The organism is Micromonospora sp. NBC_00898 (assembly GCF_045207895.1).
Lineage (GTDB): Bacteria > Actinomycetota > Actinomycetes > Mycobacteriales > Micromonosporaceae > Micromonospora.
The window spans coordinates 5,275,668-5,299,802 of sequence record NZ_CP108775.1; the positions used below are offsets into that span (position 1 = coordinate 5,275,668).

Annotated in this window: 25 protein-coding genes; 12 read left to right on the forward strand and 13 right to left on the reverse strand. The window is 74.1% G+C overall.

Annotated features, from left to right (window positions below; translation table 11 throughout):
* Nucleotides 1–41: 41 nt before the first annotated feature.
* Complete coding sequence (locus OG799_RS25595) at nucleotides 42–911, reverse strand: PhzF family phenazine biosynthesis protein (protein WP_406038298.1); 870 nt, start codon at nucleotides 909–911, stop codon at nucleotides 42–44.
* A 33-nt stretch (nucleotides 912–944) separates the two neighbouring features.
* Here OG799_RS25595 and OG799_RS25600 point away from each other — a divergent pair, with 33 nt between their 5' ends.
* From OG799_RS25600 to OG799_RS25610, 3 genes are all read left to right on the forward strand, one after another.
* Nucleotides 945–2,225 carry a magnesium transporter MgtE N-terminal domain-containing protein gene (locus OG799_RS25600; protein WP_406038300.1) on the forward strand — a complete coding sequence of 427 codons (1,281 nt, stop codon included), beginning with the start codon at nucleotides 945–947 and terminating at the stop codon, nucleotides 2,223–2,225.
* Entirely contained in the window at nucleotides 2,222–2,824 is a 603-nt protein-coding gene (locus tag OG799_RS25605; protein WP_406038301.1) for a DUF1003 domain-containing protein, read from the forward strand. Before OG799_RS25600 ends, OG799_RS25605 begins: the two co-directional genes overlap by 4 nt.
* A 121-nt stretch (nucleotides 2,825–2,945) precedes the next feature.
* Nucleotides 2,946–4,094, forward strand: a complete 1,149-nt coding sequence (locus OG799_RS25610) for an Mrp/NBP35 family ATP-binding protein (protein ID WP_406038303.1) — start codon at nucleotides 2,946–2,948, stop codon at nucleotides 4,092–4,094.
* A gap of 309 nt (nucleotides 4,095–4,403) precedes the next feature.
* On the opposite strand, the gene OG799_RS25615 is transcribed toward OG799_RS25610, so the two are convergent.
* Nucleotides 4,404–4,829 carry a preprotein translocase subunit TatB gene (locus OG799_RS25615; protein ID WP_406038305.1) on the reverse strand — a complete coding sequence of 142 codons (426 nt, stop codon included), beginning with the start codon at nucleotides 4,827–4,829 and terminating at the stop codon, nucleotides 4,404–4,406.
* Nucleotides 4,830–4,901: 72 nt separating this feature from the next.
* The gene (locus OG799_RS25620; RefSeq protein ID WP_406046404.1) at nucleotides 4,902–6,212 is read right to left on the reverse strand and encodes a S1C family serine protease; all 1,311 of its coding nucleotides are present in this window, start codon (nucleotides 6,210–6,212) and stop codon (nucleotides 4,902–4,904) included.
* A 254-nt stretch (nucleotides 6,213–6,466) separates the two neighbouring features.
* Between OG799_RS25620 and OG799_RS25625 the strand changes: the two genes are divergently transcribed.
* The gene (locus OG799_RS25625) at nucleotides 6,467–7,075 is read left to right on the forward strand and encodes an O-methyltransferase (protein WP_406046405.1); all 609 of its coding nucleotides are present in this window, start codon (nucleotides 6,467–6,469) and stop codon (nucleotides 7,073–7,075) included.
* Nucleotides 7,076–7,118: 43 nt separating this feature from the next.
* Here the strand turns inward: OG799_RS25625 and OG799_RS25630 are convergent, their stop codons facing one another.
* Together OG799_RS25630 and OG799_RS25635 are read right to left on the reverse strand one after the other, a co-directional pair.
* Entirely contained in the window at nucleotides 7,119–8,585 is a 1,467-nt protein-coding gene (locus tag OG799_RS25630) for a leucyl aminopeptidase family protein (RefSeq protein ID WP_406046406.1), read from the reverse strand.
* Between the two features lie 144 nt (nucleotides 8,586–8,729).
* Nucleotides 8,730–8,897, reverse strand: a complete 168-nt coding sequence (locus OG799_RS25635; RefSeq protein ID WP_007455245.1) for a DUF3117 domain-containing protein — start codon at nucleotides 8,895–8,897, stop codon at nucleotides 8,730–8,732.
* A 188-nt stretch (nucleotides 8,898–9,085) separates the two neighbouring features.
* Here OG799_RS25635 and OG799_RS25640 point away from each other — a divergent pair, with 188 nt between their 5' ends.
* Both OG799_RS25640 and OG799_RS25645 read left to right on the forward strand, forming a co-directional pair.
* Nucleotides 9,086–9,904 carry a PaaX family transcriptional regulator C-terminal domain-containing protein gene (locus OG799_RS25640; RefSeq protein ID WP_406038307.1) on the forward strand — a complete coding sequence of 273 codons (819 nt, stop codon included), beginning with the start codon at nucleotides 9,086–9,088 and terminating at the stop codon, nucleotides 9,902–9,904.
* A 4-nt stretch (nucleotides 9,905–9,908) separates the two neighbouring features.
* Nucleotides 9,909–10,700 (forward strand): enoyl-CoA hydratase/isomerase family protein, encoded by a 792-nt coding sequence (locus OG799_RS25645; protein WP_406038309.1) that lies wholly within the window; start codon nucleotides 9,909–9,911, stop codon nucleotides 10,698–10,700.
* Between the two features lie 34 nt (nucleotides 10,701–10,734).
* Here the strand turns inward: OG799_RS25645 and OG799_RS25650 are convergent, their stop codons facing one another.
* The 5 genes from OG799_RS25650 to OG799_RS25670 form a co-directional block, all read right to left on the reverse strand.
* Nucleotides 10,735–11,487: an SDR family NAD(P)-dependent oxidoreductase gene (locus tag OG799_RS25650; protein WP_406038311.1), complete on the reverse strand. Its 753-nt coding sequence runs from the start codon at nucleotides 11,485–11,487 to the stop codon at nucleotides 10,735–10,737.
* A gap of 65 nt (nucleotides 11,488–11,552) precedes the next feature.
* A complete protein-coding gene (locus OG799_RS25655) occupies nucleotides 11,553–12,176 on the reverse strand; it encodes a hypothetical protein (RefSeq protein WP_406038313.1) in 624 nt (207 codons plus the stop codon).
* An 86-nt stretch (nucleotides 12,177–12,262) separates the two neighbouring features.
* Nucleotides 12,263–12,856: a DNA-3-methyladenine glycosylase I gene (locus tag OG799_RS25660; RefSeq protein ID WP_406038315.1), complete on the reverse strand. Its 594-nt coding sequence runs from the start codon at nucleotides 12,854–12,856 to the stop codon at nucleotides 12,263–12,265.
* Between the two features lie 40 nt (nucleotides 12,857–12,896).
* Nucleotides 12,897–13,394, reverse strand: a complete 498-nt coding sequence (locus OG799_RS25665; protein ID WP_406038317.1) for an SRPBCC family protein — start codon at nucleotides 13,392–13,394, stop codon at nucleotides 12,897–12,899.
* Nucleotides 13,391–14,146: a DivIVA domain-containing protein gene (locus tag OG799_RS25670; protein ID WP_406038319.1), complete on the reverse strand. Its 756-nt coding sequence runs from the start codon at nucleotides 14,144–14,146 to the stop codon at nucleotides 13,391–13,393. Before OG799_RS25670 ends, OG799_RS25665 begins: the two co-directional genes overlap by 4 nt.
* A gap of 164 nt (nucleotides 14,147–14,310) precedes the next feature.
* Here OG799_RS25670 and folP point away from each other — a divergent pair, with 164 nt between their 5' ends.
* A complete protein-coding gene (folP, locus tag OG799_RS25675) occupies nucleotides 14,311–15,180 on the forward strand; it encodes a dihydropteroate synthase (protein ID WP_406038321.1) in 870 nt (289 codons plus the stop codon).
* Between the two features lie 46 nt (nucleotides 15,181–15,226).
* On the opposite strand, the gene ndhC is transcribed toward folP, so the two are convergent.
* Nucleotides 15,227–15,604, reverse strand: coding sequence for an NADH-quinone oxidoreductase subunit A (gene ndhC, locus OG799_RS25680; protein ID WP_406038323.1), 378 nt, complete (start codon nucleotides 15,602–15,604; stop codon nucleotides 15,227–15,229).
* Between the two features lie 131 nt (nucleotides 15,605–15,735).
* On the opposite strand from ndhC, the gene OG799_RS25685 reads away from it, so the two are divergent.
* From OG799_RS25685 to OG799_RS25695, 3 genes are all read left to right on the forward strand, one after another.
* Entirely contained in the window at nucleotides 15,736–17,178 is a 1,443-nt protein-coding gene (locus OG799_RS25685; protein WP_406038325.1) for a hypothetical protein, read from the forward strand.
* Nucleotides 17,179–17,482: 304 nt separating this feature from the next.
* The gene (locus OG799_RS25690) at nucleotides 17,483–19,330 is read left to right on the forward strand and encodes a 2-oxoacid:acceptor oxidoreductase subunit alpha (RefSeq protein ID WP_406038327.1); all 1,848 of its coding nucleotides are present in this window, start codon (nucleotides 17,483–17,485) and stop codon (nucleotides 19,328–19,330) included.
* Entirely contained in the window at nucleotides 19,323–20,357 is a 1,035-nt protein-coding gene (locus OG799_RS25695; protein WP_406038329.1) for a 2-oxoacid:ferredoxin oxidoreductase subunit beta, read from the forward strand. The genes OG799_RS25690 and OG799_RS25695 overlap by 8 nt, the downstream gene beginning before the upstream one ends.
* Nucleotides 20,358–20,420: 63 nt before the next feature.
* Here OG799_RS25695 and OG799_RS25700 read toward each other — a convergent pair whose 3' ends face one another.
* Entirely contained in the window at nucleotides 20,421–21,437 is a 1,017-nt protein-coding gene (locus OG799_RS25700; RefSeq protein WP_406038331.1) for a potassium channel family protein, read from the reverse strand.
* A gap of 191 nt (nucleotides 21,438–21,628) precedes the next feature.
* On the opposite strand from OG799_RS25700, the gene OG799_RS25705 reads away from it, so the two are divergent.
* Both OG799_RS25705 and OG799_RS25710 read left to right on the forward strand, forming a co-directional pair.
* Nucleotides 21,629–22,318 (forward strand): helix-turn-helix domain-containing protein, encoded by a 690-nt coding sequence (locus OG799_RS25705; RefSeq protein WP_406038333.1) that lies wholly within the window; start codon nucleotides 21,629–21,631, stop codon nucleotides 22,316–22,318.
* A 134-nt stretch (nucleotides 22,319–22,452) separates the two neighbouring features.
* Nucleotides 22,453–23,049, forward strand: a complete 597-nt coding sequence (locus OG799_RS25710) for an ATP-dependent Clp protease proteolytic subunit (protein ID WP_406038335.1) — start codon at nucleotides 22,453–22,455, stop codon at nucleotides 23,047–23,049.
* 75 nt (nucleotides 23,050–23,124) lie between these two features.
* On the opposite strand, the gene OG799_RS25715 is transcribed toward OG799_RS25710, so the two are convergent.
* A complete protein-coding gene (locus OG799_RS25715; RefSeq protein WP_406038337.1) occupies nucleotides 23,125–24,006 on the reverse strand; it encodes a trypsin-like serine protease in 882 nt (293 codons plus the stop codon).
* Between the last annotated feature and the right edge of the window lie 129 nt (nucleotides 24,007–24,135).

Consider the following 24,135-nt stretch of genomic DNA (forward strand, 5'->3'; position numbering starts at 1 on the left):
CCGCCCCCGTGTCTCGTCAGGCGCACCGCCGCGGGGTCCGCTCAGCCGACGAAGGGCGGTACGGCGATCTCGCCCCTGGCCACCGGCATCACCTGGCCGGACACGGTGGCACCGACCGCGGACCCGCCGATCGCGGTCACCGTGCAGGCCAGCGCCGACGGGCGGTGGATCTCGACGCCCTGGCGGACCGCGTACGTCGAGCTTCCCTCGCCGGGGAGCAGCCCGCTGGCGACCAGCCAGACGCCCAGCCCGAGGGCGGCCGAGCCGGTCGCCGGGTCCTCCGGGACGCCGAGGCCGGGCACAAAGACCCGGGCGTGCGCGGTTTGCGTGTCGGCGTCCCAGGAGAAGACGCTGACGTGCTCCACGCCGTACCGCTCCGCCGCCGCCGCGTTCACCCGGGCGCGGGCCACCGCGTCCGGGCGTACCGGAAGGTAGGGAAACTCCAGGCCGCAGCCGGCCACCCGCGGCGCGGGGCCGGCGTGGTCGGCGGCGGTGAGGCCGGCCATCTCCAGCAGCGGCTCCGGGTCCAGCTCGGGCCCGAGGGTGGGTGTGCCGCCGGTGAGCGTGGCGCCCGACGCGGTCACCTCGATCGGCAGCACGCCGGCGCCGCACTCCTGGGTGACCCGGCCCACGTCGAACAGCCCGCGCCGGCTGGCGGTGACCGCCGCGCCGACGCTCGGATGCCCGGCGAACGGCAGCTCCTCGGCCGGGGTGAAGATCCGCGCCCGGTAGGTCGCCCCGACCTGTGTGGGCGGCAGCACGAACACCGTCTCGGACAGGTTGAACTCCAGCGCGAGCGCCTGCATCTGCTCGGTGGCCAGCCCTTCGGCGCCGAACACCACGGCCAGCGGGTTGCCGGCGAAGGGGCGGTCGGTGAAGACGTCCACGATCTCGTAGGACAAGGTCGACATGTTGATAAACACTAGGCCTTTAGGCTGGTGCCCGTGAGCACGCCGAACCGGGTCTACATCGCCCGACTCGCCGGAGTCGCCGTCTTCGACCCGAACGGTGACCAGGTGGGCCGGGTGCGCGACGCGGTTGCCCGGCTCCGGGCGACCCAGCGTCCGCCGGAGGTGGTGGGCCTGGTCGCCGAGATGCCGATGCGGCGGCGGATCTTCCTGTCCATCAACCGGATCACCTCCATCGACGCGGACGCCGTCGTGCTCGGCAGCGGCACCCTCAACCTGCGCCGCTTCGAGAAGCGCCCGAACGAGCTGCTGGTGCTCCAGGAACTGCTCGACCGGCGGGTGCAGGTGCAGCCAGGCGGCCAACCGGGGACGGTGGTCGACGTGGCGATGGAGCACAGCCGGGGCGGCGAGTGGTCGCTGACCCGGGTCGCGGTCCGCGAGCAGACCGGCCGACTCACCCGCCGTGGGCACCTGCACCAGGTCGAGTGGGACCGGGTCCGCGGCCTGGGCGACATCGCCGCCAACCGGGGTACGGCCAACCTGCTCGCGGTGCTGGAGGACATGCGCCCCGCCGACCTGGCCAACGCCCTGCAGGACCTGCCCGACGCCCGGCGCAACGAAGTCGCCGCGGCGCTGGACGACGAGCGGCTGGCCGACGTGCTCAGCGAGCTGCCCGAGCACGACCAGGTGGAGATCCTGGCCGCGCTGGACCGGGAACGCGCCGCCGACGTGCTGGAGGAGATGGACCCGGACGACGCGGCGGACCTGCTCAACGAGCTGCCCCCGCCCGAGCAGGACGTGCTGCTCGACCTGATGGAGCCGGACGAGGCCGACCCGGTCCGCCAGCTGCTCCGCTACGCCTCCGGTACGGCCGGCAGCGTGATGACCTCGGAGCCGGTGATCCTGCCGCCGGACGCCACCGTCGCGGAGGCGCTCGCCCGGATCCGGGAGGAGCAGCTCTCCCCCGCCGTGGCCGCGCAGGTCTTCGTGACCCGGGCGCCGATGACCACCCCCACCGGCCGGTACCTGGGCATGGTCCACTTCCAGCGGCTGCTCCGCGAGCCCCCGGCGGACCTGCTCGGCGGGGTGGTGGTCAACGACATCGACCCGCTGCGGCCGACCACCCCGCTGCCCGAGATCACCCGCCGGATGGCCACCTACGACCTGGTCGCCATGCCGGTGGTGGACCGCAGCATGCGGCTGGTCGGCGCGGTCACCGTGGACGACGTGCTGGACCACTCACTGCCACCGGACTGGCGGGACAGGGACCTCGCGACCAGCCCGGCCGCCGCCGACGAGGAGCTGGACGGCGGATGAGCGAACAGCGGCGGGCCGAGCGGCTGGACCAGCCCCGCGAGCCCCGGGGCCTCCGGCTGCCCCGGATCGACCAGGAGACCTTCGGCCGGTGGTCCGAGGGGATCGCCCGGGGCATGGGCACGGCGAACTTCATCGTCTACATGACGGTGGTTATCACCATCTGGTTCGTCTGGAACACGCTGGCCCCGGCCAACCTGCAGTTCGACCCGTACACCTTCACGTTCCTGACCCTGGTGCTGTCGTTGCAGGCCTCGTACGCGGCGCCGCTGATCCTGCTCGCGCAGAACCGGCAGGCGGACCGGGACCGGGTGGCGCTGGAGGAGGACCGGCGGCGGGCGACCCTGCAGAAGGCGGACACCGAGTACCTGGCCCGGGAGATCGCCGCGCTGCGGATCGCGATGGGCGAGGTCGCCACCCGGGACTTCCTCCGCTCGGAGCTGGCCCGGCTCGCCGAGGAGCTGGACGAGGCGGCGCAACGCCGGCAGAGGCTGGAACGCCGGCAGCAGGAGCGCGCCCCGCGCGGTGGCGGCGACCCGCTGGACGAGCCCCGCGACGACCTGGACGGCGACTTCGCCCGGGACGGCCGCGCGGAGGGCTGAGCCGGACCGCCCGGCGGCGGCGCGGGCGGACCCGTCCACCCCTCGGTCGGTGCCATCGATTCGCTCACACCGCCCCCTGCCAGCGCCGGACGCCGATGACCACCGACGTAACATTGCCGGCATGTCAGCACCCGTCAGCACCGTCTCCGACGCGATCCAGGCCGCCCTGGCCACCGTCAACGACCCGGAGATCCGTCGGCCGATCACCGAGCTGGGCATGGTCCGCTCCGCCGAGATCGGCGACGACGGCGTGGTCCGGGTGGAGCTGCTGCTCACCGTGGCCGGCTGCCCGCTGAAGGACAAGCTGCGCAGCGACATCACCGCCGCCGTGGCCGCGGTGCCCGGTGTGACGGGTGTCGAGATCGAATTCGGCGTGATGAGCCCCGAGCAGCGCCAGGAGCTCCAGTCGAAGCTGCGCGGCGGCGGCGCCACCGCCGAGCCGGTGATTCCGTTCGCCCAGCCCGGCTCGCGCACCCGGGTGTACGCGGTGGCCAGCGGCAAGGGCGGCGTCGGCAAGTCCAGCGTCACGGTCAACCTGGCCGCCGCGCTGGCCGCCCGCGGCCTCGCCGTCGGCGTGGTCGACGCCGACATCTACGGCCACTCGGTGCCCCGGATGCTCGGCGCCGAGGGCGCCCCGACCCGGGTCGAGGACATGATCATGCCGCCGCAGGCGCACGGCGTGAAGGTCATCTCGATCGGCATGTTCACCCCGGGCAACGCGGCGGTGGTCTGGCGCGGCCCGATGCTGCACCGGGCGTTGCAGCAGTTCCTCGCCGACGTGTACTGGGGCGACCTGGACGTGCTGCTGCTGGACCTGCCGCCAGGCACCGGCGACATCGCCATCTCGGTCGCCCAGCTCCTGCCGAACGCCGAGATCCTGGTGGTCACCACCCCGCAGACGGCGGCCGCCGAGGTCGCCGAGCGGGCCGGCGCGATCGCGTTGCAGACCCACCAGCGGGTGGTCGGGGTCATCGAGAACATGTCCTGGATGGAGCTGCCGGACGGCTCGCGGATGGAGGTCTTCGGCGCCGGTGGCGGCGAGGCGGTCGCCGAGTCGCTGAGCCGGACCATCGGCGCGCAGGTGCCGCTGCTGGGTCAGATCCCGCTCGACACCCGGGTCCGTGAGGGCGGCGACGCCGGCACCCCGATCGTGCTGGCCGAGCCGGACGCCCCGGCCGCGAAGGCGCTCAACCAGGTCGCCGACCGCCTGGCTGTCCGCCGCGAGTCGCTGATCGGCAAGCCGCTCGGCCTCAAGCCCGCCGGCCGCTGACCGCTGCCTGATCAGAAAGGGGCGCCCCGCTGCGGGGTGCCCCTTTCTCGTGTCCGGATCCCGCTCCCGGGCCGTCGTGGCGCCCCGGGTGACCGACCGGGGACCTACCCCGCGCGCCCTTTGCTCTGCTGCAGCGGAGGCAACACCTCGCGCTCCCCGTGGCCGCCCGCCGGCCCGGCGGGGTGCCCAGGGTGTTGCCGGGAGTGAAGCAGAGTAAAGGAGGCGGGCGAGCACCTTCCGCCCGGCAAGCGAGCCGAAGTGAGCCGGCGAGCCGGCGACAGTGACGAGGGGGCAGGACCGGCCCGACGGTCAGGTGGCGTCGTCGTAGCTGGGGCGGGGGGCCGGGGCGGGGGCGGTGCCGCCGGCGGCCGTGGCCGGGCGGGTGCCGTTGCCGCGCAGGTCGGCCGCGTTCGCGACGTCCTTCAGCTCGTTGTGCACGCCGGTGACGTCCGAGCGCAGGTTGTCGTACATGCTCTGCAGGGGCTTCCGGATGGCCTGCTCGTCCTCCTCGGTGAGCAGGTGCTTCCGGATGAACGCCTTCGGGTGCAGATCCTCAAGCTGGATGTCGGTGCCCAGCTCGCGGCTCAGGTCCCCGGTGGCGTTGCGGGCCATGTTGCGCAGGTTGCGGACCATCCGGAGGCCGTCGTTGATCACGGTGGGCAGCCGGTCCCCGAAGATCAGCAGCGCCAGGAGCAACAGCGCGCCGATCTCCCACCAGTTCAGGTTGTCGAGCACTCCGGCCTCCTCGTCCGTGTCAGGGCAAGACTACGCACGTCGGAGGCCGCTCCGGGAGGGGGTGACCGGTGCTCACTTCGCATCTGCGGCGAGCGTCACCGAGGCGTTCTGCCGGGTGGATCCCCGCCGGTACTCGACCGTCACCACCGAGCCGGGCGCGTACTTGCGGACCAGCGCCACCAGGTCGGTCGGCTCGGTCATCGGCCGGCCGTTCAGCCGGAGGATCACGTCGCCGGCCTTCAGGCCGGCCGCCGCCGCCGGACCGGACGGCTCGACCGCGTTGAGGCGTACGCCGGCGCCGGCCGCCGCGCCGGTGCCGCCGACCTGGGCGCCGATCACCGTACGCCGGGCCTTGCCGGTGCCGATGATGTCCTGGGTGACCCGTTTGGCCTGGTTGATCGGGATGGCGAAGGCGAGGCCGATGTTGCCGGCCTCCTGCCCGTCGGCGACCAGCGACTTGATCGTCGAGTTCACCCCGACCACGCGGCCCGCCCCGTCGACCAGTGGGCCGCCCGAGTTGCCGTGGTTGACCGCCGCGTCGGTCTGGATCGCCGCGTAGTAGCGCACCGGGCCGCCCGGCTCGCCGGCCTGCATGGTCCGGTCCAGGGCGCTGACGATCCCCGCGGTGACCGTGTTGGCCAGCGAGAGCGGCGAGCCGATGGCGAGCACCGGGTCGCCGACGGCCAGCGCGTCGGAGTCACCGAACTCCACCGGCTTGAGCCCGGAACGGGCCACCTTGATCACCGCGATGTCCGACTCCGGGTCCTGCCCGACCACGGTCGCCGCGGCGGTGGAGCCGTCGTTGAAGACCACGGTCGCCTTGCCGGTGGCGCCGGACACCACGTGGTCGTTGGTGATCACGTGCCCGTCGGCGCTGACGACGAAGCCGGAGCCCTCGCTGATCCCGCCGAGGCTGGCCACCCGGACGGTGACCACGCTGGGCAGGACCTTCTCGGCGACGCCGGCCAGTGACTCCGGCTTGCGCTGGGCCAGGGCCGGGCCCTCGGCGGGACGGGCGCCGAGCACGGTGGCGCCGCCCCCGCCGCGCAGGAAGGCGTAGGTCAGGGCACTGCCGAGCGAGCCGGCCAGCAACGCGGTGACCAGCGAGATCAGCACGACCTGGCGCAGCTTCGGCCGGCCGGGGGCGTCCGGGTCGGTGACCGGCTCCGGCTCGCTGCCGCCGGCGGGAACGGCCGGCACCACCACCGCGGCGGGCGCGTACGGGTCGCGCCACGGGTCGGCGAGCGCGTCGGACCACCAGGGCGACGCCTGGCCGCCCCCGTACGGCCCTGGCGGGGACCCGGACGCCGGCCGTCCCGCCGGTGCCGGAGTTCCGCCGGGCTGGCGCCAGTCCCAGCCGTCGGTCACGTCGGTGCCTCCCAGTCCGTCCCGCATCCCGCGCCGCGATCCGGCGGAGCCGTCCGGCAACGCCACGCGGGATACCGTCCAGGATTGCACGGATGCCCCGGGTGGAGTCAGCGGTTGCCGCCCGTGATCGTCAAGCGCCGACTCGCGGCTGCGCCCTTCGGACCCCGCCTCTAGGCTCATACCGCCAACCCGCCCCCCGCACCACTCCCGCCGCCCGGAGGTGTCCCATCGCCACGGTCGCCAGTTCCGGCAACTCGACGGCCCAGGCCCTGCAGTTCGCCGAGTCCTACGTCACCGAGGATCTGGTGTTGCGGACCGCCCGCAGCCTCGCCCGCGAGGTGGGCGTCGACGCGGTGACGCCGGGCGCCGGCGCCGCGCTGCGACTGCTCGCCGCCGCCGGCAACGCCCGGGCGGTGGTGGAGATCGGCACCGGCACCGGGGTCAGCGGCGTCTGGCTGCTGCGCGGGATGCGGCCCGACGGGGTGCTCACCACCATCGACGTGGAGGTGGAGCACCAGCGGATCGCCCGGCGGATCTTCGTCGAGGCGGGGTTCCCGTCGGGGCGTACCCGGATCATCACCGGCCGGGCCCTCGACGTGCTGCCGCGGCTCGCGGACGGCGCCTACGACCTGGTCTTCGTCGACGCCGAGGCGACCGGCTTCACCGCCTGCGTGGACGCCGCGCTGCGGCTGCTGCGGCCGGGCGGGGTGCTCGCGCTCAACGGCACGCTGGCGGGCGGGCGGATCGGCGACCCGGCCGCCCGCGACCTCGAGACGGTCACCGTCCGGGAGACGATCAAGGCGATCCGGGAGTCGGAGCACTGGATCCCCGCGTTGCTTCCGGTCGGGCACGGCCTGCTCGCCGCCGTGAAGTGCTGAGCGGTCCGACCCGCGCCGCCGGGCGCGCGGTCGGACCGGGGGCTCAGAGCGTCGCCAGCCAGCGCAGCAGTCCGCGTACGCCCCAGCCGGTCGCGCCCCGGGTCAGCTCGGCGTCGTCCTCCTCCGCCCAGGAGGGGGCGGACATGTCGACGTGCACCCAGCGGTCCCGCAGGTCGCCGGTGAACTCGCGCAGGAACAGGGCGGCGGTGACCGACTTGGCCGGTTCCGGGGAGCTGTGCAGGTCGGCCAGGTCGCTGCCCAGGTACTCGACGTAGTCGGCGGGCAGCGGCATCCGCCAGGCGTGCTCGCCGGCGGCGTCGATCGCGGTCAGCAGGTCGGCGGCGAGCTGGTCGTTCTCGCTGTAGAGGGCGCCGTGCCGCTTGCCGAGGGCCACCGCGTTCGCGCCGGTCAGCGTGGCCAGGTCGACCAGCAGGTCGGGGGCGAGCTCCCGCACCGCGTACGCCATGGCATCGGCGAGCACCAGCCGCCCCTCGGCGTCGGAGTTGGTGGTCTCGCTGGTCAGGCCGCCGTAGTGGCGGACGATGTCGCCGGGGCGGAACGCGGAACCGCTGACCATGTTCTCCGCCAGCGGCGTCAGCGTGGTGATCCGTACCGGCAGCCGGAGCGCGGCGGCGCCCAGGGTCGCGCCGAGCACGGCGGCGGCGCCGGCCATGTCCTTGCGCATCAGTTTCATCGCCGGCACCGGCTTGATCGAGATGCCGCCGCTGTCGAAGGTGATCCCCTTGCCCACCAGCACGACGTGGGTACGCGCGTCCGCCGGGTGCCAGTCCAGCTCGACCAGGCGGGGACCGCTGGCCGAGCCGCCGCCGACGGCGAGGATCCCGCCGAAGCCCTCGGCCGCCAGCTCCTCCGGCTGGCGTACCCGCAGGCGCAGGTCGGCCTGGCCGGCCACGGCCGCCGCGACCTGCTCGACGAACCACTGCGGGTTCTTCAGCGAGGAGGGGGTGTTGGTCAGGTCCCGGGCCAGCCGGGTCATCTCGGCGGTGGTCCGGGCCGCCGTCAGGGTCGGGGCGAGCGCATCCGGGTCGCCCGCCACGACGTCCACCTCGGTCAGCGCGGGCTTTGCGCCGGCCTCGGTCATCCGGAACCGGTACGACCCCAGCAGCAGCCCCTCGGCCAGGCCGCGCAGCGCCGCCGGGTCGCCGGCCGGCAGCATCACCGTGATCTGCGTCTCATCCTTGGCGGCCCGGGCGAGCGCCGCGCCGGCCGCCCGCCAGCCCGGCTCGTCGCCCGCGCCGACGCCGAGCAGGATCAGCCGCTGCGGCGTCCCGCCGGGTCGCAGGTGCTCGCGCAGTTCGCCGGCGCGTCCGGTCAGCCGCGCGGCGGGCAGCAGGGCGCCCGCCTCGGCCAGCACGTCGCCGGGAGCCGGTGGGGTGGTCGGGACCAGCGCGGCCGGGGCGTCCGGGCCCTCGGCCGGCCCGGCGGGACGAATGGGCAGGACGAGGGTGTCGAGCCACTCGGGCCCGCTCACCAGACGAATGGCCAGCACGCTGGACCGTACCTCCAGAAAGTTCACGAAGCAGGACAGACCGCCGCTTCCCGGCCTGCGAGGACCCTGAGCCACCGGCTGGGCCGGTGGCTCAGGGCAGGATGAACCGTCCGCACGGCGGGTGCCGCGCGCACCGCTCCTCGATCAGCCGGCGGCTGCCTTCAGCGCATCACCGAGCGCGTTGGCCTCGTCGGGAGTCATCTCGACGACGAGCCGGCCACCACCCTCCAGCGGGACCCGCATGACGATGCCCCGGCCCTCCTTGGTGACTTCCAGCGGACCGTCGCCCGTCCGCGGCTTCATCGCCGCCATGTTGTCTCCCCTCAGACCTACACCAGGGTCGGTGGGTTGCCCCACAGCCACTTCGTCATCACCGCCGCAGCCTTCGCGGGGTGTCGACCAATGATTTTCCCTGATGAACACCGCCGGACCCAAACCGAAGCAGCATTGATGTAACAGCATCTAGCTTATCTTGGATAGGCCTGTCACAATGTGCGGTCATGCAGGCACGGTCGGCACTCTTCGACCTGTACGGCGACCACCTCCGGGCCAGGGGTGGGCGCGCACCCGTCGCCGCCCTGGTCAAGCTGCTGGCGCCGCTCGGGATCGCCCCTCCGGCCGTGCGCACCGCGGTCTCCCGGATGGTCCGCCAGGGCTGGCTCGACCCGCTCCGACTGGCCTCCGGCCCGGGATATTCGATCACGCCAAAGGCGGCCCGCCGGCTCGACGAGGCGGCCGCCCGGATCTACCGGACCGGACGGCACAGCTGGGACGGCCGGTTCGACCTGCTGGTCCTGGCGGCCCCCGCCTCCCGGCGGGACCGCCAGCGGCTCGCCGCCAACCTGACCTTCCTCGGCTACGGCACCCTCGACGACTGCACCTGGGTCGCCACCCGCCCCGGCGAGGACGTGGACCTGCTGCTCGCCGAGGCCGGCGTGCGCTACGAACGGTTCACCGCCGCGCACGCCGCCGGCACCCCGGGCGCGATGGGCGTGGTCCGCCGCGCCTGGGACCTCACCGAGATCGGCCGGGCGTACGAACGGTTCGTCGGCGAGCAGAAGCCGCTGCTGGCCGGCGTGACCGTACGCAGCACCGACGAGGAGGCGTACGCCGCCCGGTTCCGACTCGTGCACGCGTGGCGTACCTTCCTCTTCCAGGACCCGCAGCTGCCCCCGGCGCTGCTCCCCGAGCGCTGGCCGGGCACCAGCGCGGCCAGCTTCTTCGACCGCCACGCGGCCCGGCTCCGGCCGGCCGCCGACCGGTACGTCGAGCGGTGCCTCGACGCCAACAACCGCCTCGCCCGACAGAAGGGTCGTTGAGAACGTGACCGAGCCGCTGCTCGTCGACCGCACCGACGCCGTCGTCACCCTGACGCTGAACCGCCCGACGGCGATGAACTCGCTCGACGTGGCGCTCAAGGAGGCGCTCCGGGACACCCTCGCCGAGCTGGAGACCGACCGCTCCTGCCGGGCGGTCGTGCTGGCCGGGGCGGGCGGGTCGTTCAGCGCCGGGCAGGACCTCCGCGAACACGTGCAGACCCTGGAAGCCGCCGACGCCGACCCGCTCGCGACCGTGCGGGCCCACTACAACCCGATCGCCGCCCGGCTGGCCAACCTGCCCAAGCCGGTGGTCGCCGCGGTCCGCGGGATGGCGGCCGGGGCCGGCGCCTCCCTGGCCTTCCTCGCCGACTTCCGGATCGGCGGCCCGAAGACGAAATTCCTGATGGCCTTCGCCGGGGTGGGGCTCGCCGCCGACACCGGCGCCTCCTGGACGCTGCCCCGCCTGGTCGGCCACGCCAAGGCCGTCGAACTGCTGATGCTCGCCGAGCCGGTCGGCGCCGAAGAGGCCTCCCGGCTCGGCCTGCTGAACAAGCTGGTGGACGACGACGAGCAGGTGCTGCCCACCGCGCAGGAGCTGGCCGCCCGGCTCGCCGCCGGCCCGACCGTGGCGTACGGGGCGATCAAGCGGCAGCTCTCCATCGCCGACGCGGGCACCCTCGCCGACGCCCTCGCCGCCGAGGCGCAGGCCCAGTCGATCTGCGGCGCCACCACCGACCACAGGGCCGCCACGATGGCCTTCGTGAACAAGCAGAAACCGGTCTTCGAGGGACGCTGACGCGCCGGGGCGCGCGGCAGTCCCGCGCGCCCCGTCAGCGGGCCACGTAGCCGCCGTCGATCGGGACGGTGTGGCCGGTTATCCAGGCGGCCTCGTCCGAGGCGAGGAAGGCGACCACCCCGGCCACGTCGTCCGGGGTGGGAATGCCGGGCTTCGGGTTGAACGACTCCATCTGCCGGCGCATCTGCCCCGGGTCCGGCGCGCCGTCGATGAAATGCTCCACCAGCGGGGTCAGCACCACCGTCGGGGCGACCGCGTTCACCCGGATGCCGCGGGCCGCGTACTCGATCGCCGCCGAGCGGGTCAGGCCGACGATTCCGGCCTTGGTGAAGGTGTACGGGGAGATGTTCTCCTGGGCGGCCAGCGCGGTGGTGGAGGAGGTGTTCACGATCGCGCCGCCACCGCCGCGCAGCATCGCCTCGATGCCGTACCGCAGGACGAAGAAGACGCCGTCGCCGTTGACCCGGCGCACCCGCTCCCAGTTCGCCACGTCCATCTCGTGCAGCGGCTGCTGCTGTCCGTCGATGCCGGCGTTGTTGAAGATCACGTCGAGCCGGCCGTACCGCTGCATGGCGTCGGCGATGCCCTGCTCCACGGAGGCGGCCTCGCCGGTGTCCATGGTCACCGCGTACCCGTCGGGGAGGCTGCCGGCGACCCGCTCGGCGCCCTCGGCGTCGATGTCGGCGATCACCACCTTCGCGCCCTCGGCGGCGAACCGCCGGGCCGCCGCCGCACCGAGACCGGACGCCCCGCCGGTGACGAGCGCGACCCTGTCCTCGAACCGCATCGGACCCCCTCGCCCGACCGGCCGGCGCCGGCCCTCCCCGGGCACCGTAACCGGGCGCCGGCCGGTCAGTCGTCCTCTTCGGGATCCTGGTTGGCCTCCGCGCCGAGCACGAACGCCTGCATGGCCAGCTCGTCGCCGGACGGCGAGACGAAGGCCGGCAGCTCCCGCGGCCCCAGCTCCTGCACGTAGGCCCAGAAGAGCCGGACCGCCTCGGCGGCCGAGGCCGCCTCGATCGGCAGGTCCAGGCTGACCAGCCAGGAGCGGCGCGCCGGCGGCGGACCGACCCGGTCGGCCAGCTCCCGCCAGGTGGCCGCGTCGAGCCCGGTCACCGGCCCGTCCAGCGCCAGGCCGTCCGCCGGCACCGGCTCGTCGAAGACCCGCCGGGTGTACGTCACCACGAGCGACCCCGGGCCGGCCTCGGACTGCGGGTCGTCCGGATCCTCCCGGGTCTCGGCGGTGGCCGCGGCGACCCGACCGAGGGCCACCAGCCGGGGCGGCGCGTCGGCCAGCACCGCCACCGGGTCGCCGGGCCGGGGCCGGGCCGATCCGTCCAGCCCGGTCAGCTCCAGGGTGTCGTGGTGCACGAGCCGCTCGGCCTCGTACCGCTCGGCGGGCAGCAGCACCGCCCAGGCGCCGGGCCCGCTGCCGCCGTCGATCGTCCCGCTCGCGCGGACCTCGGTGTCGGTCATGGTCCAATCCCATCACGCCGGGTCGCCGCCGGCGCCGCCACGTCGCCGGGCCGCCGCCGACGTCACCCGCGCCGGGCGCCACCGCCTCAGGCGCCGCCCGCCCCGGTCGGGTCGATCGTCACGTGGCAGCCGGCGAGGTGGTCGTCGACCATCCCGGTGGCCTGCATCAGCGCGTACGCGGTGGTCGGTCCTACGAAGCGGAAGCCGCGCTTCTTGAGCGCCTTGGCCATCGCGGTGGATTCCGGGGTCAGCGCCGGCACCTCCGCGAACGACCGGGGCCGGCCGGCCCGCGGTGCCGGCGCGTACGACCAGAGCAGCGCGGAGAGCCCGTCGGGCAGCTCCAGCGCGGCCCGGGCGTTGGCGATCGCCGCCTCGATCTTGGCGCGGTTGCGGACGATGCCGGCGTCGGCCAGCAGGCGGGCGGCGTCCGCCTCGCCGTAGCCGGCGACCTTGTCGATGCGGAACTCGTCGAAGGCGAGCCGGAACGCGGGCCGCTTGCGCAGGATGGTCAGCCAGGACAGGCCGGACTGAAACGCCTCCAGGGTCATCCGCTCGTAGAGCGCGTCGTCGCCGCGCAGCGGCCGGCCCCACTCGGTGTCGTGGTAGACGGCGTAGTCGGGGGTGCTCGCGCCCCAGGCGCAGCGGGGCAGCCCGTCGGGGCCGGTCACCAGGTCAGTCACGGCCTACACGCTAGGCCAGCCCACCGACAATCGGCGGCGGTCAGGGCAGCCGGCCCTGCTCCACCAGCCGGGCGAACTTCTTCAGCGCCTGGGTCAGGCTGAACTTCGAGCCGGGCCAGAGCACCGGCCAGGCCACCCGGCCGGCGGCCCCGCCGGGCAGGTGGAACCACTCGTGCCAGACCACCTGGGTCCGGTCGCGCTCCATCGGCGTGCAGCGCAGCACGCCCGGCCCGCGCAGCAGCCGGCCGCAGTGCACCACGCCGACCTCGTACGGCGCGTCGACCCGGACCACCCGCATCTCGTCGCGCAGCGCGGCCGGGCCGAGCGCGGTGACCGCCTCCACCAGGCTGCCCTCGCCGCCGTCGCCCTCGACCACCCGGACCGTGGTGAAGGGGATCCAGTCGGACTGCCGTTCCCAGGCGGTCAGCGCGGCGAAGACCCGCTCGGCCGGGGCGTTGACGATCACCGTGGCGGTGATCTCGCCGGCACCGGGCTGGGCCGCCTCGGCGAAGCCGTCGGCGTCCTCCGGCGGGGTCACGCCGACTCCGACCGGACCACCTGGCCACGGTCCCGGTCGTCGGACTCGTCGGCCTCGGCGGCGCCGGGCGAGGCCACCGGCGCGGCGGTGGATTCGGCCGGCGGCCGGAGGGGGACGTCGGTCGCCGGCTGCTCGACGGCCGCGGCCGGGGCGACCTCGCCGCCGGTGGTCGGCCGGGCGGTCGTCGGCTCGGCGTCGGTGGTCGGCCGCGCGTCGGTGGTCGGCAACGTCGCCTCGTCCTCCACCGCGGCGGCGGCCGGCGCCTCCGCCACGCCCGCCTCGGCGGTGAGCGCATGGGCCGGAGCGTCGGCGGCCGGACCGTCCGGGGCCGGGCCCACCGGGCCGGCGGGGCGCTCCCTGGACGCGGCGGCCGGCGCGGCGGTGGCAGCCGTGCCGGCGGCCTCCTCCCGGGCGCGGCGCAGCGTCTCGGCCTCCTCGGTCCGCCCCTCCCGAAGGGCGGCGACCTCGGCCTCCAGCACGCCGATCAGCTCGGACTTGTAGCCGATGTCGTAGGCCGCCCGGCGCATCGCCTGGTCGACCTGGGCCATCCGGTAGCCGCGCAGGGCCGTGTCGAAGCGGACCTCGGCGACGTCCGACTCCCGCAGCGGGCGACTGCCCGGCAGGGGCACGGCCCGCCCGTCCGGCTCGGCCGGCGCCAGGCCCGGATCGCGTCCGGAAATCAGCACCGTCACCCCGAACACCACCGCCGCGACGGTCAGCGCGACGACCAAGAGGAGCAGAACCTCACCCATGGGGAGATCGTGGCACGCTGGCCGGCCCCGGGCGAGCCCACCACCCGCTCCGATCATGATTCGCAACCCCGGGACGTACCGGACTCCGGCGCTCGGGGACGGACCGGATAGCGTCGGGGGCGGCCGGCGGTACGGCCGACGGCGGGCGGAGACCAGGAGGCGGGATGGCCGGGGCGCTGCGGCTCGGTGGGCGGACGTTCGCCCCCGGGGAACTGGTGGTGATGGCGATCGTCAACCGCACGCCGGACTCGTTCTTCGACCGGGGCGCCACCTTCGCGGCCGACAGCGCGCTGCGCGCGGTGGAACGCGCGGTCACCGAGGGCGCGGAGATCATCGACATCGGCGGGGTGAAGGCCGGCCCCGGCGAGGAGGTCGACGTCGCCGAGGAGATCCGCCGCACGGTGGACACCATCGCCGCGGTCCGGGCCGCCTTCCCCGACGTGGTCATCTCGATCGACACCTGGCGGGCCGAGGTGGCGGTGGAGGCGGTGGCGGCCGGCGCCGACCTGCTGAACGACACCTGGTCGGGGGCGGACCCGGCGCTGGCCCGGGTCGCCGCGGCGACCGGCGCCGGGCTGGTCTGCTCGCACGCGGGCGGGCTCAGCCCGCGGACCCGGCCGCACCGGGCCGCCTTCGACGACGTGGTGGCCGACGTGGTCGCGACGGTGACCGGGCTCGCCGAGCGGGCGGTCGGCCTGGGCGTACGCCCCGACGGCATCCTGATCGACCCGGCGCACGACTTCGGCAAGAACACCCGGCACTCGCTGGAGATCACCCGGCGGCTCGCGGAGCTCTCCGGCACCGGCTGGCCGCTGCTGGTGGCCCTGTCGAACAAGGACTTCATCGGCGAGACCCTGGACCTGCCGGTGCCGGAACGGCTGGAGGGCACCCTCGCCGCGACGACGGTCTCGGCGTGGCTGGGGGCCCGGGTGTTCCGCGCTCACCAGGTGCTGCAGACCCGTCGGGTGCTGGACATGGTCGCCTCGATCCGGGGCGACCGGCCGCCCACCCTGACCCGGCGCGGCCTGGCCTGACCGGGCGCGGCCCGGCCTGACCGGGTGGTCGGCCGGGCTGGCGGGGTCAGGTCCAGCGCAGGATGTTCTTCCGCCAGGCGTAGAGGATGCCGAGCGCGACCACGGCGACGAAGATCCCCATCTCGACGACGGTGGTCGCGCCGAATCCGGGGCGGTCGAAGACCAGCGCCCACGGGAAGAGGAAGACCGCCTCCACCGCGAAGAGCACGTACAGGTACGCGTAGACGTAGTAGCGGATCTGCATCTGCGCCCAGTCGCCGCCGACCGGATCGAGACCGCACTCATAGCTGGTCCGCTTGCCCCAGGGATCGGCCGGACGGCCAGGACGTAACACCCGATTGGCCGAGAACGCCGTAACGAAGAAGAGGACGCTGGCGAGCAGCAGGAGACCGAGCGTGGCGTACGAGCCGAGGTAACCGGTCACGGGGGACGAGCCTACCGTGCCCCACCTTCGCGGCAGACCGAACACGTTACGGATTTGTTTCCTTGCGGAACTAGTGCCGTGCGGCAACCATTACCGAATAATGAAATCTCACTGACCGTCACGGAGGACAGATGGCCGACCTGCCCGTACGCCCCGACCGGCGGGTGGCGCGGCGACGTACCTCCGCACTGCTGGCGGCGTCGCTCGCGGTCGGCCTGGCCACGGCGGTAGCGGTCGCTCCCGGCTGGGCGACGGCGTCACCGGTGGCGACGGGCGTGGTCACGGCGGCCACGGATCCGGGGGGCGACCCCGAGACCGACCCGACCGACACGACTCCCCCGGTCGAACCGACCGCCACGGACCCGGTGCCGACCACGGCGCCACCGACCGAGAGCGCGCCACCGGAGACCACCCCGCCGGCCCCGGAGACGACCGAGCCCGTGCCGGTCACCACCGCGCCCGGGGACCCGGTGCCGACCACCACGGCCCCCACCACCGCCCCGCCCCCGCCGCCCCCGCCCGTCGTGCCGCCGGTGCGACCCCCGGTCCAGCCCGGCCCCGGCCAGCCGGCCGCCGGCCAGCTCGGGGTGCGGGTGACCACCGAGGACATCGCGCTCACCGCGGCCTACTGGAACGCCGACAGCACGGTGACCACGCTGCGGGTGACCGTCACGAACACCGGCAGTGGGCCGGAGCTGATCCGGCTGGGGTACACGCTGCCGGCCGGGCTGACCGACGCGGGGACCACCGGCTGCGCGCCCGCCGGCGGCGGAACCTACCGCTGCGGCGAGTGGACCACCGCGCCCGGCGCCCGGTTCAGCAGTTCGATCCGGGTCCGGGTCGACGGGGCGGCCTGGCGCTCGATGCCGCTCGGCGGTTCGGTGGGGGTGACCGCCACCGCCCCGGGCGTGACCGGCGCGGCGGCGGACGACGAGGGCTTCGCCGTGCTCTTCCCGCCCGGCCCGCCGGTGCCCGGCATCTCGCTCCGCACCGACGAGGTGCTCTTCGACATCAGTGGCGCCCCGAGCGCGCTGACCGTCCGGCTCGGCAACACCGGCCGGGTGGACGCCGCCGGCCGGATCGAGGTGATCCTGCCCGACGGGGTGACCGCGTCGGGCCCGCCGGCCGGCTGCGTCCCGCTGGCGCCGACCCGCACGCGGTGCGACCTCGGCACGGTGCCCGCGGGGCGCACGGCCACCCTCCGGCTGCCGGTGACCGCCACGCCGGAGGCGCAGCGCCGGGCCCCGCTGGCCGGCGCGGTCGTCGGCCGGCTCGACCCGCGCAGCGGCCGCAGCCGGCAGGTGCAGATGAGCTTCCGGATCACCGCCGCGGCCGCCCTGTCCACCCCGCCGGTCGCCACCCCCGCGCCGACCGGCTCCCAGGGCGCGCTCGCCGCCGCCGAGCAGGCCTCCGACGGCGGCGGCCTCAGCTCGGCGCAGCGGACGGCGATCACCCTGATCGGGGTCTCCGGATTCCTGGTGGTGCTGGCCCTGGTCCTGGCGACCACCTCGCTGCGCCGGCGGATGACCGCCGCGCCGACCGACCCGGCCGCCGCCCCCGCCGGCGGCGAGTGAACGCCGCCGGGCCGGGGCGCCCCGGCCAGCGCGGCCACCGTGCGGTGATCTGGATTACGGGTCCCGGTACTAAACACCGCAAAGCCGGGCATACAGCGGCCCGATCAGGTCCCATACGTCGGACCTCCACCAAGGTGGCCCTAAGGGACCGACGTAGGCTCTGACGTGAGGAACGGAGCGGGCCGGACAGCTTCGGACGGTCGGCGACAGCAGCGCGTCAAGGAGGTCACGTGGCCGGGCAAGGCGGGGTCACCAACATGTTCAGCCGCCCGTGCGACGGCGCTGAGCGAAGCGAGGTGCGGGCGTGACCAAGCAGATCCGTCAACTCGACCGGGTGGTCATCCGGTTCGCCGGCGACTCCGGCGACGGCATGCAGCTCACCGGCGACCGGTTCACCTCCGAGACGGCGCAGCTCGGCAACGACATCTCGACGTTGCCGAACTTCCCGGCCGAGATCCGGGCCCCCGCCGGAACCCTCCCGGGCGTGTCGAGCTTCCAGGTGCACTTCGCCGACTACGACATCCTGACCCCGGGCGACGCCCCGAACGTCCTGGTCGCGATGAACCCGGCGGCACTCAAGGCCAACCTGGCCGACCTGCCGCGCGGCGCGGACATCATCGTCAACACCGACGAGTTCACCAGGCGCAACCTCGCCAAGGTGGGCTACACGGTCAGCCCGCTGGACGACGACTCGCTCGCCGGCTACGTGGTGCACCCGGTGGCGCTGACCTCGATGACGGTCGGCGCCCTGGCCGAGCAGGACGTGTCCAAGAAGGACGCCGAGCGGGCCAAGAACATGTTCGCCCTCGGCCTGCTCTCCTGGATGTACTCCCGGCCGTACGAGTCGACGCTGCGCTTCCTGGAGCGCAAGTTCGCCGCCCGGCCCGAACTGGTCGCGGCGAACGTGGCCGCCTTCCGGGCCGGCTGGAACTTCGGCGAGACCACCGAGGACTTCTCGGTCCGGTACGAGGTGAAGCCGGCGAAGATGCTGCCGGGCACCTACCGGAACATCACCGGCAACGCGGCGCTCTCGCTCGGCCTGGTGGCCGCCGGGGTCCGCTCCGGGCTGCCGGTCTTCCTCGGGGCGTACCCGATCACCCCGGCCTCGGACATCCTGCACGAGCTGAGCAAGCACAAGCGGTTCGGCGTGATCACCATGCAGGCGGAGGACGAGATCGCCGCGGTGGGCGCCGCGCTGGGCGCCTCCTACGGCGGCTCGCTCGGCGTGACCACCACCAGCGGCCCCGGCGTGGCGCTGAAGAGCGAGACGATCTCCCTGGCGGTGGCGCTGGAGCTGCCGCTGGTGATCGTCGACGTGCAGCGGGCCGGGCCGTCCACCGGCATGCCCACCAAGACCGAGCAGGCCGACCTCAACCTGGCGCTGCACGGCCGGCACGGCGAGGCCCCGGTCGCGGTGATCGCGCCGAAGTCGCCGTCGGACTGCTTCCACGCGGCCCTGGAGGCGGCGCGGATCGCGCTGACCTACCGCACCCCGGTGATCCTGCTGTCGGACAACTACGTCGCCAACGGCTCCGAGCCGTGGCTGCTGCCCGACGTGGCGTCCCTGCCCGACCTGCGGGTGGAGTTCGCCACCGCGCCCAACGGCGAGGACGGCACCACCTTCCTGCCGTACCTGCGCGACCCGGAGACCCTGGCCCGGCCGTGGGCCATCCCCGGCACGCCGGGGCTGGAGCACCGGATCGGCGGCCTGGAGAAGGCCGACAAGACCGGCGACATCTCGTACGACCCGGCGAACCACGACTTCATGGTCCGCACCCGGGCGGCCCGGATCGAGGCGATCCCGGTGCCGGACATCGAGGTGGAGGACCCGGACGGCGACGCCCGGGTGCTGGTGCTGGGCTGGGGCTCGACGTACGGGCCGATCGGGGCGGCCTGCCGGGGCCTGCGCCAGCGCGGGCTGCCCATCGCCCAGGCGCACCTGCGGCACCTGGCCCCGATGCCGGCCAACCTGGGCGAGGTGCTGCGCGCCTACGACCGGGTCGTCATCCCCGAGATGAACCTCGGCCAGCTTGCCCACGTCATCCGGGCGAAGTACCTGGTCGACGCGATCGGCTACAACCAGGTCCGCGGCCTGCCGTTCACGGCCGCCGAGCTGGAGACGATGCTGGAAGAGGTCCTGAAGAATGTCTGAGCCCGTCGCCCTCAAGCTCACCGCCAAGGACTTCAAGTCCGACCAGGAGGTGCGCTGGTGCCCCGGCTGCGGCGACTACGCGATCCTGGCCGCCGTCCAGCAGTTCATGCCGGAGCTGAACATCCCCCGGGAGAACACCGTCTTCATCTCCGGGATCGGCTGCTCGTCGCGTTTCCCGTACTACATGAACACGTACGGGATGCACTCGATCCACGGCCGCGCCCCGGCGATCGCCACCGGCCTGTCGGTGTCTCGGCCGGACCTGTCGGTCTGGGTGGTCACCGGTGACGGCGACGCGCTCTCCATCGGCGGCAACCACCTGATCCACGCGCTGCGCCGCAACGTCAACCTGAAGATCCTGCTGTTCAACAACCGGATCTACGGCCTGACCAAGGGGCAGTACTCGCCCACCTCCGAGGTCGGCAAGATCACCAAGTCGACCCCGGTCGGCTCGGCGGACGCCCCGTTCAACCCGCTGTCGCTGGCGCTCGGCGCCGAGGCCACCTTCGTCGGCCGCACCATCGACTCGGACCGCAAGCACCTCCAGTCGGTACTGCGGGCCGCGGCGGAGCACGAGGGCTCGGCCTTCGTGGAGATCTACCAGAACTGCAACATCTTCAACGACGGCGCGTTCGACCAGCTCAAGGAGCCGGGCACCCGGGACGACTACCTGATCCGGCTGGAGCACGGGCAGCCCATCACCTTCGGCAAGGACGGGCAGTTCTGCGTGGTCCACCCACCGGGCGGCTTCGGCCTCGAGGTCCGCGACACCGCCAACGTGAACCCCGAGGAGATCGTCGTGCACGACGCGACGGTCGCCGACCCGGCGTACGCCTTCGCGCTGTCCCGGCTGCCCGGGCTGGACCTGCGCAACACCCCGATCGGCGTGTTCCGCTCGGTCCGTCGCCCGTCCTACGACAGCGCGGTGCAGGAGCAGGTCGCCACGGCGAAGGCGAAGGTCAGCGAGACCCCCGAGCAGCAGCTCGCCGGGCTCCTGTCCAGCGGCGACACCTGGACGATCATGTGACGCACTGAGACACGACGTCGAAGGGCGGCCGTCACCGAGGGGACGGCCGCCCTTCGTGCGGGGTCAGGGGATGGAGGTGGCGGCCTGCGGGCGGTCGTCGCGGACGTGGACCAGCATGTCGCCGGTCTCGATCACCGCGCCGGCCCGGTCGTTCAGCGCGACCACCTTGCCCCGCCGGACCAGGGCGATGACCAGGGACTCCAGCTCCCGCGGGGAGCGGCCCACCTCGTCGCGCTCGGCCGAGCGCATGGCCAGCGCCATGCCCTGCCCCGGGGTGAGCAGGTCCTCCACCACGTCGATCAGCGGCGGGGCGGAGGTGGAGAGGCCGAGCAGCCGACCGGCGGTGGCCGAGGAGACGATCACGTGGTGCGCGCCGCTCTGCTTGAGCAGCGGCGCGTTCTCCGCCTCGCGGACCGCCGCGATGATCCGGACCTGGCCGGCGGTGAGCTGGCGTACGGTCAGCGCCACCAGCACCGAGGCGTCGTCGCTGTCGGTCGCGATGATCACCGCCTTGGCGTTGCGTACGTGCGCCTCCTCCAGCACCGACGAGCGGGTGGCCGAACCCTCGATGGCCACCAGCCCGGCCGAGGTGGCCTGGCGCAGGGCCGGGCCGCTGCGCTCCACCACCACGATCCGGGACTTGTCCAGCCCGTTCTCCATCAGGGCGGACACGGCGCTGCGGCCCTTGGTGCCGTAGCCGCAGATGATGACGTGGTCCTTCACGGTCCTCCTCCACCGCGACAGGCGACGGCCGGTCCGGTACTGCTCGGTCAGGACTTCCAGGGTGGTGCCGACCAGGATGATCAGGAAGAGCACCCGGGCGGGGGTGACGAACAGGACGTTGACCAGGCGCGCCGAGGGCGCCGCCGGGGTGATGTCGCCGTACCCGGTGGTGGAGAGCGAGACCACCGCGTAGTAGAAGCAGTCGAGGAGGGTGAGCCCGTCCTCGTTGACGTCGCGGTAGCCGTCCCGGTCCAGGTAGACCGCGGTGACCACGGCGAGGATCAGGCCGAGGGCGGCGAGCAGGCGCAGGCTGAGCGCGCTCAGTGGCCCCCGCCGTTGCGCGGGAAAATGGATCACCGTCGGTCCTGCCCCGCCACCGTCGCTCGCACGCCCACAACATAGCGGGTACGGCGTCCGCCGGCCTCCCGGGTGGCCGGTATCGATGTCCGGCCGGACCGGGTGGGCGCCCGGCCCGCCCGGACGCCCGGTGACGCCGGCCGGCGGGCATGATGGGGTTGTCCCGGGACGACGACCGCGAGGAGGCCCGCATGTCGTTGCTGCGACGGGTGATCGGCGGGGTGCTGCGCCGGGTGCGGCTGCGGCAGGGCCGCACGTTGCGTGAGGTCGCCCTGGCGGCCGGGGTGTCGCTGCCCTACCTCTCCGAGGTGGAACGCGGTCGCAAGGAGGCCTCCTCGGAGGTGCTGGCGGCGATCTGCCGGGCCCTCGGGATCAACCTCTCCGACCTGCTGGAGGAGGCCCGCGACGAGCTGCGCCGAGTCGAGCGGCGGGTCCCCGCCACGTCCGGGACGGCCCTGGCCCGGCTCGACCGGGTGCCGGCCGCCCGCCGCGACACCGCCGGCCCCCGCCTGCGGATCGGTTTCCACCCCGACGGCGGGACGCCACACCTGGACGGAGCCGCCATCGGCGGGAGGCCGCGCCGGGACGCTGCCTCGGCCGACGCCACGCCGGGGACGGGCGGGCGGGTCCCGTACGTCGGCGGCGCGCGGCTCGGCGGCCACCTGCCGCGGATCGCCGGCCCGGCCGGGACGCTGCTGCCCGCCGGGGGAGGGCTGTTCGCCGGCGGGTCGACCGGGCACGTCGGGTCGACGGTCGGCGGGGCGGGCCTGCGGGTCCGGTTGATCGCCTCCACGCCGGCCGGGCGCCCCGGTCCGCGTACCTCAAGCCTGCTGGCCCGCAGGCGGGCCCGGGCGGGCCGGCGGCGGCTGACCGTCGGCTAGGCCGGGCGGGTTCTGCCCACGGCCGATCTGCCCCGGGCAGAATCGTTGGGCCCCGGCGGCCGGGCCGCCGGAGGCTGGAGACCGCCGGTTCCCCGGGCGGTCCGTCGCCCGCCGGCGGCGCGGAGGGCGGTCAGATGATGGGGCACGGCGTGTGGATGCTGGACGGCGGGCAGCCGTCCTTCGGTGACCAGGTCTTCGAGCGGTTGCTCCGGGAACGGATCATCTTCCTGGGCACCGAGGTCACCGACGAGTCGGCGAACCAGATCTGTGGGCAGATCCTGCTGCTGGCCGCCGAGGACCCGGACCGGGACATCTACCTCTACATCAACTCGCCGGGCGGCTCGGTCAGCGCCGGGATGGCCGTCTACGACACGATGCGCTACGTGAAGAACGACGTGGCCACCCTGGCGCTGGGGATGGCCGGTTCGATGGGGCAGTTCCTGCTCTGCGCGGGGGCGGCCGGGAAGCGGTTCGCGCTCCCCCACTCGCGGATCATGATGCACCAGCCGTCGGGCGGGATGGGCGGCACCGCGGCGGACATCACCATCCAGGCGGAGAACATGCTGCATGTGAAGCGGACGATGCAGCAGCTGATCGCCGAGCACAGCGGGCGGACGCTGGACGAGATCCAGCGCGACTGGGATCGCGACCGCTGGTTCACCGCCGAGCAGGCCCGCGAGTACGGCCTGGTCGACCGGGTGCTCAGCAGCGCGGAGCAGCTGCCCGCCTGACGGTCCGTGACCCGCCGGCCGGCACGGGGGCGGCCGGCGGGATGGGTCCCGCCGGCCGCCGCTGGTGCGTGAGGGTCAGGGCAGGTCGACGTAGGCGTCGAGGAAGCCCCGGGCGCTCGGGGTGTCCAGCCGGTACGACACGTTGGTGGCGTAGCACGGGCCGTCGCCGGTGATGGTGGTGGCGGCGAGCACCAGCGCGCCGTCGACGGTGACGAAGTTCGGGCCGCCGGAGTCGCCGTAGCAGGCGCCGCCGTAACCCCGGCTCTCGTTCATGGCCAGCCGGACCCAGGTCTTGTTGAGCGCGTTGAAGCCGACCTCGGCCTTCAGCCGGACCCCGCCGCCGGGGTGGGTCTGCCCGCCCGGGCCGCGCGCGGCCTCCTCGGTGCCGTAGCCGGTGACCTGCCAGGTCGCCGCGTCGAGCCCACGGGAGCCGAGCGCGTCGAGCTGGCCGGCGGTCGGCAGGGTGGCCGGAGTGAACGGCCAGCGCTTCGCGAGCGCGGCGGCCTGAGTGTCCGAGAACTCGACCACCGCGATGTCGTGCGCATCGGCGGAGTTGCCCGGGTAGTCGGGGCTGGTGTGCTCGATGCCCTCGACGGCGACCGCCGCCGCGACCTGCTCCGGGCTGAGCCCGGCGGCGTGCGCGGCGTCCAACTCGCCCTGCACGTCCTGGGCGAGCGAGACGTAGAAGCGGGCGCCCGGGGACCAGTCGGTGGTGCAGTGGCCGGCGGTGAGGAAGGTGTTCCGGTCGATCATGGTGCCGGTGCAGTGCCAGTCCACGTCGTCCGGGGTGGCGGGATTTCCGTCCTTGTCCCACTGGACGATGAGGGCGCCGACCTCGGTGCGTTCGGGCGCGGGGCGGGCGTTGTAGGAGTTGATGGCGGACGCTGGTGCGGCAGCGGCCAGGACGGCGGCGACGGCCGTGCCGGTCAGTGCGGCGAGCAGTGCGGGACGACGCAATGGGCCCTCCGGTTCACAGGAGCGGTGGTCGAGGCACCGGCGGCGGCCGGCGGCGGACGCGCCCCCTCGATCGCGTCCGTCTCCCGTTCCTCCTGGGCGGCCGCGAAACGCCGGTCCTCGATATATGCC

What these genes read in the sequence shown, in the direction of transcription:
- OG799_RS25705 (WP_406038333.1), top strand. Translation starts at nt 21,629, where the DNA reads ATGTCGTTGCTGCGACGGGTGATCGGCGGGGTGCTGCGCCGGGTGCGG.
- OG799_RS25655 (WP_406038313.1), bottom strand. Translation starts at nt 12,176, where the DNA reads ATGACCGACACCGAGGTCCGCGCGAGCGGGACGATCGACGGCGGCAGC.
- OG799_RS25605 (WP_406038301.1), top strand. Translation starts at nt 2,222, where the DNA reads ATGAGCGAACAGCGGCGGGCCGAGCGGCTGGACCAGCCCCGCGAGCCC.
- OG799_RS25635 (WP_007455245.1), bottom strand. Translation starts at nt 8,897, where the DNA reads ATGGCGGCGATGAAGCCGCGGACGGGCGACGGTCCGCTGGAAGTCACC.
- OG799_RS25685 (WP_406038325.1), top strand. Translation starts at nt 15,736, where the DNA reads ATGGCCGACCTGCCCGTACGCCCCGACCGGCGGGTGGCGCGGCGACGT.
- OG799_RS25695 (WP_406038329.1), top strand. Translation starts at nt 19,323, where the DNA reads ATGTCTGAGCCCGTCGCCCTCAAGCTCACCGCCAAGGACTTCAAGTCC.
- OG799_RS25650 (WP_406038311.1), bottom strand. Translation starts at nt 11,487, where the DNA reads ATGCGGTTCGAGGACAGGGTCGCGCTCGTCACCGGCGGGGCGTCCGGT.
- OG799_RS25710 (WP_406038335.1), top strand. Translation starts at nt 22,453, where the DNA reads ATGATGGGGCACGGCGTGTGGATGCTGGACGGCGGGCAGCCGTCCTTC.
- OG799_RS25640 (WP_406038307.1), top strand. Translation starts at nt 9,086, where the DNA reads ATGCAGGCACGGTCGGCACTCTTCGACCTGTACGGCGACCACCTCCGG.
- folP (WP_406038321.1), top strand. Translation starts at nt 14,311, where the DNA reads ATGGCCGGGGCGCTGCGGCTCGGTGGGCGGACGTTCGCCCCCGGGGAA.
- OG799_RS25670 (WP_406038319.1), bottom strand. Translation starts at nt 14,146, where the DNA reads ATGGGTGAGGTTCTGCTCCTCTTGGTCGTCGCGCTGACCGTCGCGGCG.
- OG799_RS25610 (WP_406038303.1), top strand. Translation starts at nt 2,946, where the DNA reads ATGTCAGCACCCGTCAGCACCGTCTCCGACGCGATCCAGGCCGCCCTG.
- OG799_RS25595 (WP_406038298.1), bottom strand. Translation starts at nt 911, where the DNA reads ATGTCGACCTTGTCCTACGAGATCGTGGACGTCTTCACCGACCGCCCC.